At 65.5% G+C, this 17782-nt stretch carries 15 protein-coding genes and 1 pseudogene; 8 read left to right on the top strand and 8 right to left on the bottom strand.

Annotated elements, in window-relative coordinates:
* The first annotated feature begins 9 nt into the window (after positions 1 to 9).
* The 3 genes from tagQ to B4M43_RS10055 all read left to right on the top strand — a co-directional run bounded on the left by tagQ (position 10) and on the right by B4M43_RS10055 (position 2342).
* Entirely contained in the window at positions 10 to 900 is an 891-nt protein-coding gene (gene tagQ / locus B4M43_RS10065; protein WP_296266592.1) for a type VI secretion system-associated lipoprotein TagQ, read from the top strand.
* 147 nt (positions 901 to 1047) lie between these two features.
* A complete protein-coding gene (locus tag B4M43_RS10060; RefSeq protein ID WP_296267309.1) occupies positions 1048 to 1926 on the top strand; it encodes an NAD synthetase in 879 nt (292 codons plus the stop codon).
* Positions 1923 to 2342: a hypothetical protein gene (locus B4M43_RS10055; RefSeq protein WP_296266590.1), complete on the top strand. Its 420-nt coding sequence runs from the start codon at positions 1923 to 1925 to the stop codon at positions 2340 to 2342. The genes B4M43_RS10060 and B4M43_RS10055 overlap by 4 nt, the downstream gene beginning before the upstream one ends.
* Positions 2343 to 2348: 6 nt before the next feature.
* On the opposite strand, the gene B4M43_RS21130 is transcribed toward B4M43_RS10055, so the two are convergent.
* The 4 genes and pseudogenes from B4M43_RS21130 to B4M43_RS10040 all read right to left on the bottom strand — a co-directional run bounded on the left by B4M43_RS21130 (position 2349) and on the right by B4M43_RS10040 (position 6547).
* A complete protein-coding gene (locus B4M43_RS21130; RefSeq protein WP_409522327.1) occupies positions 2349 to 3047 on the bottom strand; it encodes a methyl-accepting chemotaxis protein in 699 nt (232 codons plus the stop codon).
* Between the two features lie 417 nt (positions 3048 to 3464).
* A pseudogene (locus B4M43_RS21125) lies at positions 3465 to 4133 on the bottom strand (cache domain-containing protein); the annotation flags it as partial.
* 322 nt (positions 4134 to 4455) lie between these two features.
* Positions 4456 to 5826 (bottom strand): ATP-binding protein, encoded by a 1371-nt coding sequence (locus B4M43_RS10045; protein WP_296266587.1) that lies wholly within the window; start codon positions 5824 to 5826, stop codon positions 4456 to 4458.
* Between the two features lies 1 nt (position 5827).
* Positions 5828 to 6547: a response regulator gene (locus B4M43_RS10040; RefSeq protein WP_296266585.1), complete on the bottom strand. Its 720-nt coding sequence runs from the start codon at positions 6545 to 6547 to the stop codon at positions 5828 to 5830.
* Positions 6548 to 6707: 160 nt separating this feature from the next.
* Here B4M43_RS10040 and B4M43_RS10035 point away from each other — a divergent pair, with 160 nt between their 5' ends.
* Positions 6708 to 8984, top strand: coding sequence for a TonB-dependent siderophore receptor (locus tag B4M43_RS10035; protein ID WP_296266584.1), 2277 nt, complete (start codon positions 6708 to 6710; stop codon positions 8982 to 8984).
* Between the two features lie 51 nt (positions 8985 to 9035).
* Here B4M43_RS10035 and B4M43_RS10030 read toward each other — a convergent pair whose 3' ends face one another.
* Positions 9036 to 9680, bottom strand: coding sequence for a C40 family peptidase (locus B4M43_RS10030; protein ID WP_296266583.1), 645 nt, complete (start codon positions 9678 to 9680; stop codon positions 9036 to 9038).
* 169 nt (positions 9681 to 9849) lie between these two features.
* Here B4M43_RS10030 and B4M43_RS10025 point away from each other — a divergent pair, with 169 nt between their 5' ends.
* Positions 9850 to 10269: an NINE protein gene (locus B4M43_RS10025; RefSeq protein WP_296266582.1), complete on the top strand. Its 420-nt coding sequence runs from the start codon at positions 9850 to 9852 to the stop codon at positions 10267 to 10269.
* A gap of 54 nt (positions 10270 to 10323) precedes the next feature.
* On the opposite strand, the gene B4M43_RS10020 is transcribed toward B4M43_RS10025, so the two are convergent.
* From B4M43_RS10020 to B4M43_RS10010, 3 genes are all read right to left on the bottom strand, one after another.
* Entirely contained in the window at positions 10324 to 11019 is a 696-nt protein-coding gene (locus B4M43_RS10020; protein ID WP_296266580.1) for an SPOR domain-containing protein, read from the bottom strand.
* Between the two features lies 1 nt (position 11020).
* Positions 11021 to 12757 carry an arginine--tRNA ligase gene (gene argS, locus B4M43_RS10015; RefSeq protein ID WP_296266578.1) on the bottom strand — a complete coding sequence of 579 codons (1737 nt, stop codon included), beginning with the start codon at positions 12755 to 12757 and terminating at the stop codon, positions 11021 to 11023.
* A 119-nt stretch (positions 12758 to 12876) separates the two neighbouring features.
* A complete protein-coding gene (locus B4M43_RS10010; RefSeq protein WP_296266576.1) occupies positions 12877 to 15096 on the bottom strand; it encodes a primosomal protein N' in 2220 nt (739 codons plus the stop codon).
* A gap of 170 nt (positions 15097 to 15266) precedes the next feature.
* Here B4M43_RS10010 and rpmE point away from each other — a divergent pair, with 170 nt between their 5' ends.
* The 3 genes from rpmE to B4M43_RS09995 all read left to right on the top strand — a co-directional run bounded on the left by rpmE (position 15267) and on the right by B4M43_RS09995 (position 17753).
* On the top strand, positions 15267 to 15482 hold the full coding sequence (gene rpmE / locus B4M43_RS10005; protein ID WP_296266574.1) for a 50S ribosomal protein L31: 216 nt from the start codon (positions 15267 to 15269) through the stop codon (positions 15480 to 15482).
* A 2-nt stretch (positions 15483 to 15484) separates the two neighbouring features.
* Positions 15485 to 16306 (top strand): thermonuclease family protein, encoded by an 822-nt coding sequence (locus tag B4M43_RS10000; protein ID WP_296267307.1) that lies wholly within the window; start codon positions 15485 to 15487, stop codon positions 16304 to 16306.
* 178 nt (positions 16307 to 16484) lie between these two features.
* The gene (locus B4M43_RS09995; protein ID WP_296266572.1) at positions 16485 to 17753 is read left to right on the top strand and encodes a malic enzyme-like NAD(P)-binding protein; all 1269 of its coding nucleotides are present in this window, start codon (positions 16485 to 16487) and stop codon (positions 17751 to 17753) included.
* Positions 17754 to 17782 lie beyond the last annotated feature (29 nt).

The raw sequence follows: 17782 nt of genomic DNA, 5'->3' as shown, positions 1-17782 counted from the left end.
GAACTGACCATGCTTTTCACCCGTAACCCGCTGTTCAACGTCACTCACGCCCGCAGCGCACTGCTGCTGGCTGCTGGCTTCAGCACCGTGTTGTTGTCGGGCTGCGCCACGTCGGCCGCCGACAAGGTCGGCGCCACCACCAAGGTCGAGTACTACCCCAGCTGCTACGAGCCGGTGCAGCACCTGCGCTCCACCGATGGCGACATGACCAAGTCGGTCGCCACCGGCGCCATGCTCGGTGCCGTCGGCGGTGCCCTGGCCGGCGCGTTGACCGACAAGGACAACCGTGGCCGCAATGCCGCCATCGGCGCCGCCGGTGGCGCGTTGGCCGGTGGCGCGGCGGGTTACTACACCGAGCGTCAGAAGCAGATCAGCGACGACAAGCAGCGCATCGCTTCGTACGCCGTGGACATCGACAAGAGCAGCGCCGACCTGGACCGCACCAGCGCCTACGCCCAGGCTTCGCAAACCTGCTACCAGCGCGAGTTCACCAACCTGATCCAGGGCCGCAAGGCCAACCGCATCGACGCCGCCGAAGGCCGCAAGCGCCTGGCCGAGATCGTCTCGGGCCTGCAGGAGTCGAACAACCTGCTGGCAGCCGTCAATGGCCGGGTCGGCGAAGACCTGAACAACTACACCCAGGCCTACGAGCAGGACCTCAAGCAGGTCGGCGTGCAGCGCACCGACGTGGCCCAGGTCGCCAAGACCAACAAGGCCACCACAGCCAAGGCCAAGGCCGTGCCGAAAGAGGCGGTGAATACCGAGAAGACCCTGCAGCAGGCCAGCACCAAGAAAGCCCAGGCCACCGCCGTGGCCAAGGCCGGCCAGAGCAAGGTCGAAGGCATGTGCCGCAGCGCCGACGTCGGCGACTGGGCTCCGGTGCCTTGCCCGAACGTGTAAGGGCGGATGCGCCGCGCCGCTTTCTGGCGGCGCACATCCTGCGGTGGGGGCGGATCGGTCCGTCCCCATCGGGCCTATGGTCGGCGCATGGCGCTGATCTGAACCCTTGCAAGGACATCCTGTGTGGAAAGCCTGCTACCTGACTCGATGAATCCCTACTCGCGATTCGGCGCACGTCAGCGTGTCGAGTCGCTGATAAATCTGCCAAAACTGTTTGCCGCCATCGATGCCGACCCAGCCATCGTCGGTGCGGGCGTCGTCTATATCGATGCCGAGTTCAACATCGTCACCCTGCGCGAATTCCGACCGATCTGCAGCATTCGTCCCAAGCGAGTGATTCTGCGTGAGATCAAGAAGTACCAGACGCCCGATCAGTACACCGAGCAATTGCAGAACAACGCTCGGGAGTCAAAGGTCATCAAAGAGGCGGTGAACACCTCACTGGCCTGTGCTGGCGCGGTATTGGGCTGGATCGTCGTGGTCAGCGGTAGCATCGCCGCGCCCTTTTCCGCGGGTGCCAGCCTGGTACTTACCTATATCGGTACCGCTGCAGCCGCCGCCAGTACTGTGCAATGTATTGTCGGTGGTGTACGCACTGTGCGTGAGGTCACCGATCCTGCCGCCAACGACAAATTGGACGGCGAGGCATGGTACCAGTCGGTGTCGCTGGTGCTCGATGGCGTGTCACTGCTTGGCGTCGGCGCTTCGACGTTAACGACCATCAAGTATTTGAGGGTGTTGAAGGCCCAAACGGGTCGTAGTTGGTATGAACTGGGCAAGACCTTGAGCCGGCAGCAACGTAAAGCGCTCACCGACGAGCTTTTATCCCTCAAGTACCCTGAACTTACTGCTAAGCAATTGAAGCTGGCGCAAGCCGCTGGCACTTTGACCAAGCGCTATACCCCCACGCAAGTCAGCCATGCTACTCAAACGATGATCAAAGACTCGGTAAGCGCGTTGTTTGGGTTTGTCGGCAATAGTCAAATACAGAGTGTGGTAGTGGGTCTCTATGAGGAAATGGAATGAAGGTTACTGAGCTTTCTACATTCATGAGGCGGTACTTTCCTACATTTCTGGCGGGTTATTTCTCCGCACTATTCGGGATGGCCATCGTCACGGCGTTGTGGGGGAGCATGTATCGGCGCAGCGTACCTAGTGTTGATCAATACGACGTGATTCTAGGTGCGGTATGGGCACTGGTCTGGTGTCTAGGCCACTTTGTAGTGGTGCGCGGCTACAGTTGGGGCATGTGGGTGAACTGGACGGCCGTGGGCCTAGGTCTGCTACTAGGCCTAAGCATGCTGGGCTCAGGCCGGTTCCTCGTATTGTTGGGCGTCGGCCTGGTGCTACAGCTGGTTTCGCTGCTGATCTTCAACAGCCGCCGCCACCGCGAGATGCGTGCCCGCTTGATCGAAATAGGCATCGAGCGGCGCCGCTCTTAGCCGTGCTCAGCCCCCACGACTCAACTCGCCCAACCGCCCCGATATCGACTGCATGCCCTTGCCCAGTTCGCGCAACGCATTGGCATCCCGCGCGCCCTGCTCGCTGGACGCATGGATGCGCACGGCAAGCTCGTTGATCTCATGGGTCACATGGCTCTGTTCCTGGGCCGCCACGGCGATCTGCTGCGCGCGCTGGACGATGTCGTCGAAGCTTTTGACCGTCGTCCCCAAGGTGGACGCCACACCGACCGCCTGCTGCACCGACGATCGCGTGCGTTCGGCACCGTTCTGCATCGTGGCCACCGCCGAGCTGGATGCCTGACGCAGTTGGGCGATCATCTCCTGGATTTCGTTGGCAGAGGTCTGCGTGCGGCCGGCCAGGGTTCTGACTTCGTCGGCCACGACGGCGAAGCCGCGCCCTTGCTCGCCGGCACGTGCCGCTTCGATGGCCGCGTTGAGGGCCAGCAGGTTGGTCTGCTGCGAGATGGACTTGATGACTTCCAGCACGCTGCCGACCCGCTCGATGTCCGCACCCAGTTGCGTGATGGCGTCGGCCGCCCCGGAGATGTCGGTGGCCAGGCCGCCGATGAACTCGCGGTTGGCGTTGACCTGGTTCTGGCTGTGCTGCGCCTCGCCCAACGAGCGCTGGGCCGTGTCGGAGCAGTCGGAGGTGTTGTGCGCGACCTCGTTGGCACTGGCCGACATTTCGGTGATGGCCGCCGCCAGCAGGGTGTTGTCCTGCCGTTGCGCTTCCGCGCGCTCGGCCAGGCCGTGCGACAGCTGCGCCAGATCGTCGGCCTGGCGCTCCAGGGAAACGGCTTCTTCGGCGATACGGTGCAGCATGTCGCGCAGCGAGCCGGCGTAACGATTGACCGAACCGCGCAGTGCCCCGATTTCGTCGGCGCGCAGGATCTCCAGGCTTGCCCCGGCCTGGCCGCCCTGGCCCAAGGTGTCGATCTGTCGGGTGGTTTCTTCGAGCTGCACCAACAGCCGTTTGCCGGCCAGCCAGGCGAGGCCGAGCAGGATGCCCATCAGCGGCAACAGGAACAGCAGAATCTGCCCGGTCAGCTGGTTCGCCAAGCCCACGACACGGGCTTCGGGTGTCACCAGGCCGATCCGCCAGCCCGTGCCGTCCATCGTCGCCAGCGTGACGTAGGTCGCCGTTTCCAATCGCGCGTCGTAGTCGAGCTTGAAGGTCGAGAGGGCCGGCGACTGGCCGGCCAGGCGCTCGGCCACGGGTTTGAGCCAGGCTTGCTCCTGGCTCAAGGCGGCGACGCTCAGCAGCCCCTTGCCGGCTTTGGCATCGGGAAAGAACAGCACGTTGCCCGAGGCGTCGACCGCGAACGCATAGCCGTCGGTGATGCCGCCTTTTTCCTTGAGGAAGGTCGCCAGGCCATCGAGCTTCAGGTCGATGGTGGCGACGCCTGCGAAGGCGGCGCCGTTGCGGTAGGGGACGCTGCAGGTGGTCATCGCCACGCCGCTCACCGCGTCCTGGTAGGCATCCGACCAGACGCAACGACCGGGCGCCGTGGCTTTGACCCCGGTGTACCAGGACTCCGCCTGATAGGGCGGCGTACCGGCATTGTTGTACTCGTCGGAAAAGATCAGCTCGTTGCCGGCGTTGCGCGACCAGAAGAAGCTGCGCCGTTCGGTACCCGCTTCGAAGGCGTTGGGCTCCGGCCAGATGCCGCCGCCGGCGATGGCCGCATTGCCTTGGCTGTCGATGATGCCCGGCAGGTTGCTTTGGAAAAGGGCTGCGTCGTGGGGCAGGGTCTGGGCCAGCAGCGCCATGGCCGAGGCGGTGCCTTCAATGCGGCTCAGCGGCAGCGCCAACTCGTTGGTCAGGGCCTTGGCCGACTGCTCGGCCGCCTCGGTTCCGGCCGCCAGCAATCGGGGTTTGCCGCCCAGGGTAATCACGGTGAAGATCGCGACTGCGGTGAGGGCCAGCAGGGCCAGGATGGCCAACGTCATGCGCTGCGAGATACGGACAGGAATCAAGGTCATCGTGAGGCCCCGAAAGTGGCGGTTGGCTAATGGGCTATCGGCGGGGCCTGAAGGGACTTGAACAGGGGTGTCGCGTTTGGATAAGTGCAGTGGCGCGTGTGGTTGCCCGCTACGCTGCCGGCAACCACACACTGACCCGCAACCCACCCCCCGCGCGGTTGTCCACCCGCAAGCCACCGCCATGGCTGCCCGCAATCCGCTGCACGATGCTCAGGCCCAGGCCGTAACCGCCCAAGGCCTGGCTGCGCGAGGCTTCGCCGCGCACGAAAGGGTCGGCGATGGTCGCCAGCAGCTCGGGCGCGATGCCTGGCCCTCGGTCCTCGACATGGACGTACACCGCCCCGGCATCGCGCTCGAGCCGCACCGACACGTGGCGGGCGTAGCGCAAGGCATTGCCCAGCAGGTTCTGCAGGCAGCGTTGCAGCATCAGCACGTCGGCCCGCACCGGGCCGGCCTGGCCATGGACGGGGAGGGGTTCCGCGTCGCTGGCCAGCTCCGCGCACTGCCGTGCGACCAGGCGGTCCAGGTCGACGTCCTGCCACTGCAATCGCTCACCGGCGTGCAGGTAATCGAGCACCTGCTGGATCATGTCGTCCATCTGCGCGATGTTGTGCTGCAAGCGCGCCTTGTCGGTGCCCTCGGGCAGCCGCTCCAGGCGCAGGCGCATGCGCGTCAGGGGCGTGCGCAGGTCGTGGGAGACGGCGGCGAGAAAATAGGCCTTGTCGTTGACCAGGGCGATCAGCCGTTGCTGCATGACGTTGAACGCGTGCGCCGCCTGGCGCACCTCCTGCGGCCCATCCAGCGGCAGCGGCGCCTGCTTCAGGTCGTCGCCCAGCCCGCGTGCGGCCTCGGCCAGGCGGCGCAGCGGGCGCAGGCACAGACGCACCGCCACCAGGCACACCAGCAGCACCGCGACGATGCGCAGGGCATACACCCGCAGCACGTAGTCGCTGATCAGCACCCAGGCCGACTCACCGCTCCAGCCCTGCATCTCCTGACCGTCGATGGTCAGCCAATGGCCGTCGGCCAAGGGGACGGCGAACTGGATATGCGCCTGCGCGGTGCGCAGCCCGAACAGGCTGCGCCACACCAGCGGCTGGCCCAACTCGTCGGTCAGTCGCACCTTGAGCAGCCGTGCGTGCTGGCTGTGCCCCAGCTCGACGCGCAAGGCCTGGTGCAGCAGTAGTTCGATGCGCCGTCGCCCACGGCGCTCGTCCACCGGCACTTCGGGCGGCGCTTCGGTGCAGCGCAGACGGTAGCCGCGCGGCACCTGGATCGGGTCGGCATGGCACTGCGCCTGGGCGATCAGCGGCGCGCTGCGCGCGGCCATCAGCCGGACCGGCGCCTCCAGCACCTGGGCGAAGCGCACGTCGAACCAGATGCTGCTGGACATCAACTGCACCAGCAGCGTGCCGCTGACCATGATCAGCAGCAGTTGGCCGAACAGCGTACCCGGCCACAGCCGGCGCAGTCGGCGCACCTCAGGTGCCTGCGCCGCTGCGCTCTAGGCTGAGCAGGTAGCCTTCGTTGCGGATGGTGAGGATCTGCGCCGCCGCCCCCGGCGCCTTGCGCAAGTACTGGCGCAGACGGCTGACGCACATGTCCACCGAACGGTCGTCGGGCAAGTGGTCGCGGCCGAAGGCGCTGCGCGTCAGGTGGTCGCGCGAGACCACGCGGTTGTTCGCCTCGAGCAGTTCGCACAGCACCCGGTAGTCGGAGCGCGGCAGGCTCAGCGCCTCGCCGTCGGGGCAGGTCAGCACGCGCTTGACCGGGTCGAGGCTGAAGCCGGCGAAGGCCTGCACCTGGGTCGCCGTTTCCGGGGCCTGCGCTTCCAGACGTTGCGGGCGGCGCAGTACGGCCTTGATGCGGGCGATCAGCTCGCGCGGCTCGAAGGGCTTGCCGAGGTAGTCGTCGGCGCCCACCTCCAGGCCGATGATGCGGTCGAACGCGCTGCCCTTGGCCGACAGCATGATCACCGCCAGGCCCGGCTGGGCCTGCAACTGCCGACACAGGCTAAGGCCATCCTCGCCGGGCAGCATCACATCGAGCACCACCAGGCGCACGGGGTGCGCGGCCAGGTGCTGGCGCATCTCGTCGCCGTTGGCGGCGGCGAGCACCTGGTAGCCGGCGTCGCTGAGGTAGTCGCACAGCAGTTCGCGGATCTCGTCGTCGTCGTCGACGACCAGCAATGTCGTAGCCATCAAGTCAGTCCCTGTGTGTGGAGCAGCGCCTGGCGCTGCCCGTTACGTTCGATTACATGCGCGTACAAAGCGGATATGGAGCGGGCAGGGCAGGTGCCTAGAATCGCAGCCAAAATTATCTGCGAATAAGACGCTTTCCCAAATGACAGTCAAGAGCATCATGAACCCGACGAACGCTTCCCGCACGCATGGCAAGCGCCTGACACCGCTCGCCCTGGCCGTCGCCTTCGGCATTTGCGGCACCGCCCAGGCCGGCGAGCCCGCCGTGCTGGAACTCGACGCCACCACCATCGACGACAGCGCCCTGCGCGCCGACCCCAGCGGGCAGCTAGGGTACACCGTCGAGAGCACCCGTAGTGCCACCGGCCTCAGCTTGACCCCCCGGCAGACGCCGCAATCGGTCACCACCATCACCCGCCAGCAGATGCAGGACCGCGACATCCACAGCATCGAGCAGGCCCTGGAAACCACACCGGGCGTCAGCGTCAGCAAGATGGAAGTGGGCGGGCGCACCGAGTTCCGCGCGCGGGGTTATGGCGTCACCAATTGGAAGGTCGACGGCCTGCAGTTTCCTGGCGGCACCGACTTCAGCGGTGGCGGTGCGGCGCTGAACACCGACCTGTACGAGCGCATCGACATCGTGCGCGGCGCCAACGGCCTGCTCGGCGGCACCGGCGACCCCTCGGCCACGGTCGACCTGATCCGCAAGGCACCGACCCGCACCTTCGGCGGCAGCGCCTACGCCACCTATGGCAGCTGGGACCGCCGCCGCCTGGGCGCCGACCTCAACCTGCCGCTGTCCGAAGACGGCCGTTTGCGTTCGCGGTTCGTGGTCACCCAGCAAGAGGCCAATTCGTTCCGCGACAACCAGTCCGAGCGCTCACGCGCAGCGCTGGCCAACTTCGCCTTCGACCTCGACGACGCCACCACCTTGGGTGCGGGCTTCCAGTACGAGTACAGCAAGACGGTGGGCAGCGGTTGGGGGGCGAACATTCCGATCTGGTACGGCGACGGCCGCAAGACCGACCTGCCGCGCAGCACCAACCTGGTGCCCAGCTGGAGCTATGGCGAAGTCGATACGCGTACCGCCTTCGCTTCCTTGCAGCATCGCTTCGACAACGACTGGACCCTCGACCTCAAAGGCTCGCAGAGCACCATCGATGCGGTGGGGCAGCGCGGCCTGGCCAAGGTCAACTCGACCGGGCGCGGCATGTACGGCGGCTACTGGAACCAGGACGGCAGCGGCGCGGTGCTCAATGGCTTGTACAGCTCGACCGACACCACCCAGCAGAGCGCGCAGGTCGACCTGTCCGGGCCGTTCCAGTTGCTGGGCCGCAGCCACCAGGCCATGTTCGGCTATAGCGACAGCCGCACCGTGGCCTGGACGCCGCAGTACGAGTGCAACCTGATCAGCGACGCCGGGGTCGGCCGCACCACCCCTGGCTGCATGTACCGCGCGAACAACGGCCCGGCGATCGGCAACTGGCACGACGGCGTGGACGACGACTTCGCCCTGCTGGTATCCAGAACTGGCCTGCACAGCAAGACCACCACACGCCTGCAAGGCCTCTACGCCGCCACGCGCCTGAGCATCACCGAGCCGCTGTCGGTGATCGTCGGCGCGCGCACCAGCGACTATTCGGCGACCACCCGCGACGTCAACGGCGGGCGCAGCAGCCAGCGCAACAGCGGCGTGGTCACGCCTTACCTGGGCGCGGTCTACGACCTGGACGACACCTATTCGCTGTACGCCAGCTACACCGACATCTTCACCCCGCAAAGCCAGGAAACCGCCAGTGGCGGCAGGGTCGAGCCGATCCGTGGGCAGAGCTACGAAACCGGCGTCAAAGGGGCGTGGTTCGACGGGCGTCTGAATGCGTCCGCCGCCTACTTCCTGACCAAACAGGAAAACAAGGCCGTGATGGACGGCGACCTGACCACGCCGACCAACGCGCAGGCGTACAAGGCCGGCACCGGCCAGGAAACCGACGGTATCGACCTGGAACTGGCGGGCTCGCTGACGCCGGACTGGAACGTCTACGCCGGCTACACCTACCTGCATTTCCGCCGCGTCGACAGCGACGGTCGGCAAGACCCGTCGCACCTGTTCAAGGCATCGACCACCTACCGCTTGCCAGGCCCGTTGCAGCGTCTGACCCTGGGCGCCGGCGTCACCGCGCAGAGCAACATCCGCGCGCTGTCTTCGCCGGCGGGGCAGCCGGTCGATGGCGTCAGCCGTGGTAGCACGGACGTGAACTGGTCGGGCTATGCGATCTGGAATGCGCTGGCCAAGTACCAGGTCACCGACGACACCAGCGTCAGCCTCAACGCCAACAACCTGTTCGACAAACACTACTACAGCCGTTACGGCTTCTACGCCGGCGCCATCTACGGCGATCCGCGCAGCCTGTCGTTGACGGTGAACACCGCGTTCTGACGCAAACGAAAATGGCCCGCAGAAGCGGGCCATTTTCTTGTTTGCGTAGACTCAGCGCTTGGCGACCCGCAGGTCCTGGCTGTTGAGCGGCTCTTTTGGCAGAACGCGCTTGGCGACGACGTAATGCTGCTGCCAGTAAGGCTTCTTCAGGGTGTCGATGCTCACCTTCTTGCCACGGCGCGGGGCGTGGATGAAACGATCATTGCCCAGGTAGATGGCCACATGGTTGACGCGGCGGCTCTTGATGTTGAAGAAGATCAGGTCGCCGGGCTTGAGGTCGCTTTTCGCCACTTTCACGCCATGCCCTTGGGCCATGGCGCTGGAGGTGCGTGGCAGGTCGACGTTGGCCACGTCGTTGAAGGCGTATTGCACCAGACCGCTGCAATCGAAGCCCTTCTTCGGGCTGCTACCGCCCCAGCGATAGGGCGTGCCGATGACGTTGACGGCGCGGCTGAGCACGGCGCTGCTTTGCTTGGGCGCGAGGGCGGCGGTGGTCAGGCCCTGTGCTTTGCCGCTGACCGGGCGGGCACGAAAGGCGGTGACATGCTTGACCTGAGGACGTTTGACCGCAGCGCTTGCGCTGTGCACGGTTTGCCCGGTGAAGCCGTTGGGAAGACGTTGCTCACGGTTGGTGGCGTGGGCGGCCAGGGGTAATAACAGACAGAGGGTCAGCCATGTCTTGAAAAGAGTTGGCATAGATGAAGCTCATATGAAAAGTTGTATTGATTGGCGCGCAACTTTATAACAGCTTTTTCCTCCAACCTGACCCCGTTGGTCGAATCGGGCACTACCGTCTGTCGGTCATCCCGAAAAAAGTCACAACTTTTTTTAGAAAATTTTTTGCATAAGCGGCGAGGTTCAACGAATGAATGGTTATGGAAATGGGCAGCCGGCCCACGATACCCACAGCAAAGTGCTGGGTTATCTGCTGTGGATCTTCGGTTTTCTGGGTTCGCACCGCTTCTATTACGGCAAACCGGTCACGGGTGTGATCTGGTTCTTCACCTTCGGGCTGCTGGGCATCGGCTGGCTGATCGACCTGTTCCTGATTCCGTCGATGGACCGCGAGGCCGACCAGCGCTTCGTGCCGGGGCGGGTGGATTACAGCGTGGCCTGGTTGCTGCTGACCTTCCTGGGCTTCTTCGGCGTGCACCGTTTGTACCAAGGCAAATGGATCACGGCGCTGATCTACCTGTGCACCGGCGGTCTGTTCCTGCTGGGCGTGCTGTACGATTTCCTGACGCTGAACCGACAGATTTCCGAGCTCAACGCCCGCCGCGGCTAAAGCGGCCAGGTAGAAAAAAGGCCTTGTCTGCGTGTGCGGACAAGGCCTTTTTCGTTACTGGCGGATCTGCCTTTGCTGCAACAGCAAGTTGCTGAAGCCGGCGCCGCCCAACTGCTTCTGCGCCACGGTCAGTTGCTCGCGGTTGCTGAACGGGCCGACCAGCACGCGGTACCAGGTCTCTTCCTTGACCGTGCCCGACTCCACCTTCACCGCCTGGCCGAGCAGGATGATCTGCGCGCGCACCTTGTCGGCATCGGCCTGCTTGCGGAACGAGCCAGCCTGCAGGAAGTACTGGGTGGTCGCGGCCGGCTTGAGCACGGGCGGGGCGGGCGGTGGCGTCTGCCCCGACAGCGCGGCCTGGGCGCGGGCGGTGTCGATCTTCGCCGCTTCGGTCGGCGTCACCGGGGTGACCGGTTGCGCCGGCACCGGCGGGGTCTTCTCCGGCACCGCTTCGGGCGGGACGATCACTTCCGACTCGGGCAGCAGGGTATAGAAGTCGTACTTGGGCTTGACCGGTTGCTGCGGCGACGGCGCGGTCTGATTGGCTTCGGCGGTCTTGCTCGGCTTCTGCTGCTCGGGCTTGGCGCGCTGGATGTCGCCCGAGCCCGGCTCGAGCTTCATCAGGAATACTACGAAGGCGCCTATCGACAGACCGACCGCCAGCCAGATCCAACCTGGGATCGGCTTCTTGCTCGGCGCTTGCTGGCGGCTGGCGCCGCGCTTGGGGGCGGGTTTCTTCTTGGCAGCCAAGTTACATGCGCTCCAGGGTTTCCAGGCCAAGCAGTTCGAGGCCCTGTTTGAGGGTGCGACCGGTCAGGGCGGCCAGGCGCAGGCGGCTTTGCTGTTGCTCGGCGGTGTCGGCCGAGAGGATCGGGCAGTTTTCGTAGAAGCTGGAGAACAGCCCGGCGATGTCGTACAGGTAGCTGCACAGCACGTGCGGCGTGCCTTTGTCGGCCACGCTGTTGAGCACTTCGCCGAACTGCGCCAGACGTGCGGCCAGCTCCTGCTCGTGCGGCGCTTGCAGGACGATGGTGCCGGTGACTTCTTCGAAGCCCTTGCCCAGCTTGCGGAACACGCTGGCCACGCGGGTGTAGGCGTACAGCAGGTAAGGCGCGGTGTTGCCGTCGAAGTTGAGCATCAATTCGAAGTTGAAGCTGTAGTCGCTGGTGCGGTGCTTGGACAGGTCGGCGTATTTCACCGCGCCGATGCCCACCACCTCGCCGATGCGGCGCAGTTCGTCTTCGGGCAGCGTCGGGTTCTTGTCCTTGACCAACGCGTAGGCGCGCTCCTTGGCTTCGTTGAGCAGGTCGATGAGCTTGACCGTACCGCCGTCGCGGGTCTTGAACGGCCGGCCGTCGGCGCCGTTCATGGTGCCGAAGCCCATGTGCTCCATGCGCATCGGGTGGCCGACGAAGCCTGCGCGGCGCGCCACTTCGAACACCTGGTTGAAGTGCAGCGCCTGGCGTTGGTCGACGAAGTACAGCGCACGGTCGGCCTTGAGCACGTTGCTGCGGTAGCGCACGGCGGCCAGGTCCGTGGTGGCGTACAGGTAGCCGCCGTCGGCCTTCTGCACGATCACCGGCAGCGGGTCGCCTTCGGCGTTCTTGAATTCGTCGAGGAACACGCACTGCGCGCCCTGGTTCTCCACCAGCAGGCCGCTGTGCCTGAGGTCGGCGACCACGTTGGCGAGGTCGTCGTTGTAGGCGCTTTCGCCCATGACGTCGGCCATGCTCAGCTTGACGTTGAGCAGCTCGTAGGTCTTCTGGCAGTGCGACAGCGAGATGTCCTTGAAGCGGGTCCACAGCGCCAGGCAATCGGCGTCGCCGGCTTGCAGCTTGACCACCAGGCTGCGCGCGCGGGTGGCGAAGGCTTCCGATTCGTCGAAGCGTTTCTTGGCGGCACGGTAGAAGTTTTCCAGGTCCGACAGCTCGTCGCTGGTGATCGGGTTTTCTTCCAGGTAGGCCAACAGCATGCCGAACTGCGTGCCCCAGTCGCCGACGTGGTTCTGGCGGATCACCCGGTCGCCGAGAAACTCGAGGATGCGCGCCACGCTGTCGCCGATGATGGTCGAGCGCAGGTGGCCGACGTGCATTTCCTTGGCCAGGTTCGGTGCCGAGAGGTCGACCACCACTTTTTCCGCAGGGCCGCTCTTGCGCACGCCCAGGTGCGCGTCGGCCAGCGCGGCGTCCAGGCGGTTGGCCAAGGCGGCGGTGTTCTGGAAGAAGTTGAGAAAGCCCGGGCCGGCGATTTCGACCTTGCTGACGTCGTCGCTGGCCGGCAGCGCCTGGATCAGCTTTTCCGCCAGGTCGCGCGGCTTCAGGCCCGCAGGCTTGGCCAGCATCATGGCGATGTTGCTGGCGAAGTCGCCGTGGGTCTTGTCGCGGGCGTTTTCCACCTGGATCGCCGGCGACAACCCTTCAGGCAGCACACCGTCGGTGACGAGTTGGGTGAGGGCTTGCTGGAGCAGCTGGCGGATGGTGTCTTTCATCGGGATCTCTTTTCGACCGCAAGCGCGGCGGGGCGCTTGGAGGCGCAGGTGGAAAAACTGCGCATTATCCGTGGCTCGGCGCGGGTTGCCAACCTCTGCCGGGCAACCGCTCGGCGGGGTCAGTACAAGTCGACCGGGTCGACGTCCAGCGACCAGCGCACCTGGCGCCCGCTAGGCAGTTGTTCGATCTGTGCCAGCCAAGCGCTGAGCAGGCGGTGCAAGGCCGCGCGGCTGGCGGCCTGTACCAGCAGTTGTGCGCGGAAACGCCCGGCTCGGCGTTCCATCGGCGCCGGCACCGGGCCGAGCAGCTCCAGGCCCGGTTGCGGGTATTGCGCCAGCCAGGCTTCGGCGGCGCTGCAAGCCTGGTCGAGGAAGCCCTCGGCCTGGCCGGGCTTGTGCGCTTCGGCGCGCAGCAGGGCCAGGTGCGAGAACGGCGGCAGACCGGCGGCACGGCGCTCGCTCATGGCCTGCTCGGCAAAAGCGAAATAGCCCTGTTCGGTGAGCTGTACCAGCAGCGGGTGTTCGGCCAGGTGGGTCTGGATGATCACCTTGCCCGGCTCTTCGGCGCGCCCGGCGCGGCCGGCCACTTGCAGGATCAGTTGCGCCATGTGTTCGCTGGCGCGGAAATCGCCGGAGAACAGCCCACCGTCGGCGTTGAGCACGGCCACTAAGGTGACGCGCGGAAAGTGGTGCCCCTTGGCCAGCATCTGGGTGCCGACCAGGATGCTCGGCTGGCCGCGGCCGATGGTGGTGAACAGGGCCTGCATGGCGTCCTTGCGGGCGGTGCTGTCGCGGTCGACGCGCAGCACCGGGAAGTCCGGGAACAGCACCTTCAGGCGCTCTTCGGCGCGCTCGGTGCCGGCGCCGATGGGGCGCAGGTCGACATGGTCGCACTGCGGGCACTGGTGCGGCAGGCGCTCTTCGTGGCCGCAGTGGTGGCAGCGCAGCATGGCCGAGCGCTGGTGCACGGTCATGCGCGCGTCGCAACGCGGGCAGCCCGACAGCCAGCCGCAGTCGTGGCACAGCAGGGTCGGGGCGAAGCCGCGTCGGTTGAGGAACACCAGTACCTGCTGGCCGGCTTCCAGGGTTTGCCGGATGGCCTGTTGCAGCGGCCCGCTGATGCCGCTGTCCAGTGGCAGGCTGCGCACGTCCAGACGCAACAGGCGTGGCTGCTTGGCGCCGCCGGCGCGCTGCTGCATGCGCAGCAGGCCGTAGCGGCCGGTGTGGGCGTTGTGCAGGCTCTCCAGCGACGGGGTGGCCGAGCCGAGCAGGATCGGCACCTGTTCCTGGTGCGCGCGCACCACCGCCAGGTCGCGGGCGTGGTAGCGCAGGCCTTCCTGCTGTTTATAGGAGCCGTCGTGCTCTTCGTCGATGATGATCAGCCCAGGGTTCTTCATCGGCGTGAACAGCGCCGAACGCGTGCCGATGATGATGTCGGCCTCGCCGTCGCGCGCCGCCAGCCAGGCATCGAGCCGCTCGCGGTCGTTGACCGCCGAGTGCAGCAGGGCGATGCGCGCGTTGAAGCGCTGTTCGAAGCGCGCCAGGGTCTGCGGCCCCAGGTTGATCTCCGGGATCAGCACCAGGGCCTGCTTGCCGGCCTCAAGGGTTTCGCGGATCAGTTGCAGGTAGACCTCGGTCTTGCCGCTGCCGGTCACCCCGGCCAGGAGAAACGCATGGAAGGCGCCGAAGCCCGAACGTACGGCATCGAAGGCGGCCTGCTGCTCGGGGTTGAGCGCCAGTTCCGGTTGCGCCAGCCAGTGTTCGTGGCGCGGGGCCGGGCCTTGGCGGCGCACTTCCACTTCGACCAGGGCCTTGGCCAGCAGCAAGTCGAGGCTGTCCTTGTTCAGTTTGAGCTTGCTCAGCAGGCCATGGGCCACGCCGTGCGGGTGCTGGGCGAGGGTTTGCAGGGCTTCGCGCTGGCGTGGTGCGCGGGCGATGCGCGGGTCGTCGAGGCTGGCGCCGGGCGCGGCATGCCAGAAGCGCTCCTGGCGCGCCTGTGCCGCCTCGCCCTGGCGCAGCAGGTTGGGCAAGGCCCAGTTGAAGGTGTCGCCCAGACTGTGCTGGTAATACTGGGCGGTCCACAGGCACAGCCGGAAGAACGCCGGTGGTAGCGGCGACACCTCGTCGAGCAGGGCGCTGGCCGGTTTGAGCTTGTCGGCCGGCACCTCGGTGCGGTCGGTGACCTCGACCAGCACGCCGATCATCTCGCGTCGCCCGAACGGCACGCGTACGCGCATGCCGGGGGCGAGGGGCTGCTTGGCCATGCGCGGCGGCGCTTGGTAGTCGAACAGGCGGCGCAGCGGCGAGGGCAGGGCGATGCGCAGGATGACGTCGGACACGCGGGAGGTCTCTGGGAGGGGGTGTAACAGAATGCAGCGAGCCTATCAGACGACCGCCGGTGCAAGCGACAACTTGCGCTCATCCGCCGCTCTGGTATTATTCCCCGCCTAATTACGTGCGGTATTCAACAATGGTGTTGGGTGGCGGCACGCAGCTCGAGGAAATGACGATGAAAGAAAATATCCATCCGAATTACGAAGCAGTTGCAGTCACTTGCAGCTGCGGTGCGAAGTTCGAAACCCGTTCGACCCTGGCCAAGCCTCTGTCGATCGACGTTTGCTCGTTGTGCCACCCGTTCTACACCGGTAAGCAGAAAGTGCTGGACACCGGTGGTCGCGTACAGAAGTTCGCAGATCGCTTCGGCATGTTCGGTGCCAAGAAGTAAGACTGCGTATGGCGAAGCCTTCGGGATTCGCGTCGTGGCAGAAAAAGGCGTCCCTGGTGGGCGCCTTTTTTGTGGGCGCGTTTTGGCAGTGTGCGGCGCTGGCGCTGTGTCCGAGCCCCATTGCGGCTGCGACGTACAAGGTCGCGCAGGTCGTCGATGGCGACACGTTGCGCCTGGGCAACGGCCGCAGCGTGCGTCTGATCGGCATCAACGCCCCGGAGCTGGGCCATGCCGGGCGCGCCAGCGAACCTTATGCCGAAGCTGCCAGGCGTCGCTTGGCGGCGCTGGTCGAGGCCAACGGTGGAGTGGTGGGGCTGGTGCGCGGGGCCGAAGCCCGTGACCGCTATGGTCGACTGTTGGCCCATGCCTACGGGCGCGATGGCGACAATCTGCAAGCGCGGCTGCTGCGCGAGGGCTTGGGCTACCACACGGCCATCGCCCCCAATGGCCGTTTCGCCACCTGCCTGGCACAAGCCGAACAGGCCGCGCGCCGCGCTCGTCTCGGCCTGTGGCAGGGCAGCCCGGTGCTGCCGGCGCGGTCGCTGCGGCGTTCGGGCTTCGCCCTGGTCAAAGGCCGGGTGACGCAGGTGCGGCGCAGCAACGGCGCGGTCTCGCTGCTGCTCGACGACACCCTGCGCGTGCGCCTTCCCGCCCGTCTGCTGCGCAGCGCACCGCGCGGCCTTATGGATAACCTCGAGGGGCGCACGTTGGAAGTGCGTGGCTGGATCACCCGCACGCGGCAGGCACCGGGCACGGCATCGGGCAAGCTCCGCTGGCAGGTGCTGGTCAGCAATTGGAACATGCTCGAACGTGCGCCTGGCTAGAAAGTTGTAGACACTGATTCGCTAAATTGTACACACTCCCCGGCTCGTCCACCGTGGGGCCTAGCGCAAAGTCGTAGATCGAGGGCCTTGACAGTCGTGACCGGGCAGTCTTGTCGCTCCCAGGCACATTGCGTATCCTCGGCGGCCCGTCAGAACAGTTAACAGCGGAATGCCTACAATGTCAGATCTTAAAACCGCCGCTCTCGAATACCATGCCCAGCCCCGTCCGGGAAAACTGAGCGTCGAGCTCACCAAGCCCACCGCCACCGCCCGCGACCTGGCGCTGGCCTACAGCCCAGGTGTGGCTGAACCGGTACGCGAAATCGGCCGTGACCCGGAGCTTGCCTACAAGTACACCGGCAAAGGCAATCTGGTCGCCGTGATCTCCGATGGCACCGCCATTCTCGGCCTGGGCGACCTCGGCCCGCTGGCGTCCAAGCCGGTCATGGAAGGCAAGGGTGTTCTGTTCAAGCGTTTTGCCGGGATCGATGTGTTCGACATCGAAGTCGAGTCGGAAAGCCCGCAGGCCTTCATCGACACCGTCCGTCGCATCTCCATCACCTTCGGCGGCATCAACCTCGAAGACATCAAAGCCCCCGAGTGCTTCGAGATCGAGAAGACCCTGATCGAGCAGTGCGACATTCCGGTCTTCCACGACGACCAGCACGGCACTGCCATCGTCACCGCAGCCGGCATGATCAACGCCCTGGAAATCGCGGGCAAAACCCTCGAAGAAGCGCAGATCGTCTGCCTGGGTGCCGGCGCCGCCGCCATCTCCTGCATGAAGCTGCTGATCAGCATGGGCGCCAAGGTCGAAAACATCTTCATGATCGACCGCAGCGGCGTGATCCATGCCGGCCGTAGCGACCTGAACCAGTACAAGGCGCAGTTCGCCCACCCGACCGACAAGCGCACCCTGGCCGATGCCCTGCAAGGCGCCGATGTCTTCGTCGGCCTGTCCGGCCCGAACCTGCTCAGTGCCGAAGGCCTGAAGTCGATGGCGGCCAACCCGATCGTGTTCGCCTGCTCGAACCCCGATCCGGAAATCAAGCCGGAGCTGGCCCATGAAACCCGCAGCGACGTGATCATGGCCACCGGTCGTTCCGACTACCCGAACCAGGTCAACAACGTCCTGGGCTTCCCCTTCATCTTCCGTGGTGCCCTGGACGTTCGCGCCAAGCGCATCAACGAAGACATGAAGATCGCCGCCGCCATCGCCCTGAAGGACCTGGCCAAGCAGCCCGTACCGAAGGAAGTCTGCGATGCCTATGGCGTCGACGCCCTGGAGTTCGGCCGTGAGTACATCATTCCCAAGCCGATGGACCCACGCCTGATCACCCTGGTGTCCGATGCCGTGGCCAAGGCCGCCATCGAATCGGGTGTCGCGACCCTGCCGTATCCGAAGCACTACCCGCTCAAGAGCGTGGACGACGTGTTCAACGGCTGATCCTGCGGCAAGAAAAAACCGGCTCCCAT

Origin of the sequence: Pseudomonas sp. UBA6562 (genome assembly GCF_002434265.1) — a bacterium.
Taxonomy (GTDB): Bacteria; Pseudomonadota; Gammaproteobacteria; order Pseudomonadales; family Pseudomonadaceae; genus Aquipseudomonas.
This window is presented reverse-complemented; position numbering and strand designations above follow the sequence as displayed.

Coding starts and splice junctions, on each gene's coding strand:
- tagQ (WP_296266592.1), top strand. CDS start 10: ATGCTTTTCACCCGTAACCCGCTGTTCAACGTCACTCACGCCCGCAGC.
- B4M43_RS10035 (WP_296266584.1), top strand. CDS start 6,708: ATGAACCCGACGAACGCTTCCCGCACGCATGGCAAGCGCCTGACACCG.
- B4M43_RS10040 (WP_296266585.1), bottom strand. CDS start 6,547: ATGGCTACGACATTGCTGGTCGTCGACGACGACGACGAGATCCGCGAA.
- rpmE (WP_296266574.1), top strand. CDS start 15,267: ATGAAAGAAAATATCCATCCGAATTACGAAGCAGTTGCAGTCACTTGC.
- argS (WP_296266578.1), bottom strand. CDS start 12,757: ATGAAAGACACCATCCGCCAGCTGCTCCAGCAAGCCCTCACCCAACTC.
- B4M43_RS10060 (WP_296267309.1), top strand. CDS start 1,048: ATGAATCCCTACTCGCGATTCGGCGCACGTCAGCGTGTCGAGTCGCTG.
- B4M43_RS09995 (WP_296266572.1), top strand. CDS start 16,485: ATGTCAGATCTTAAAACCGCCGCTCTCGAATACCATGCCCAGCCCCGT.
- B4M43_RS10055 (WP_296266590.1), top strand. CDS start 1,923: ATGAAGGTTACTGAGCTTTCTACATTCATGAGGCGGTACTTTCCTACA.
- B4M43_RS21130 (WP_409522327.1), bottom strand. CDS start 3,047: ATGTCGGCCAGTGCCAACGAGGTCGCGCACAACACCTCCGACTGCTCC.
- B4M43_RS10030 (WP_296266583.1), bottom strand. CDS start 9,680: ATGCCAACTCTTTTCAAGACATGGCTGACCCTCTGTCTGTTATTACCC.
- B4M43_RS10025 (WP_296266582.1), top strand. CDS start 9,850: ATGAATGGTTATGGAAATGGGCAGCCGGCCCACGATACCCACAGCAAA.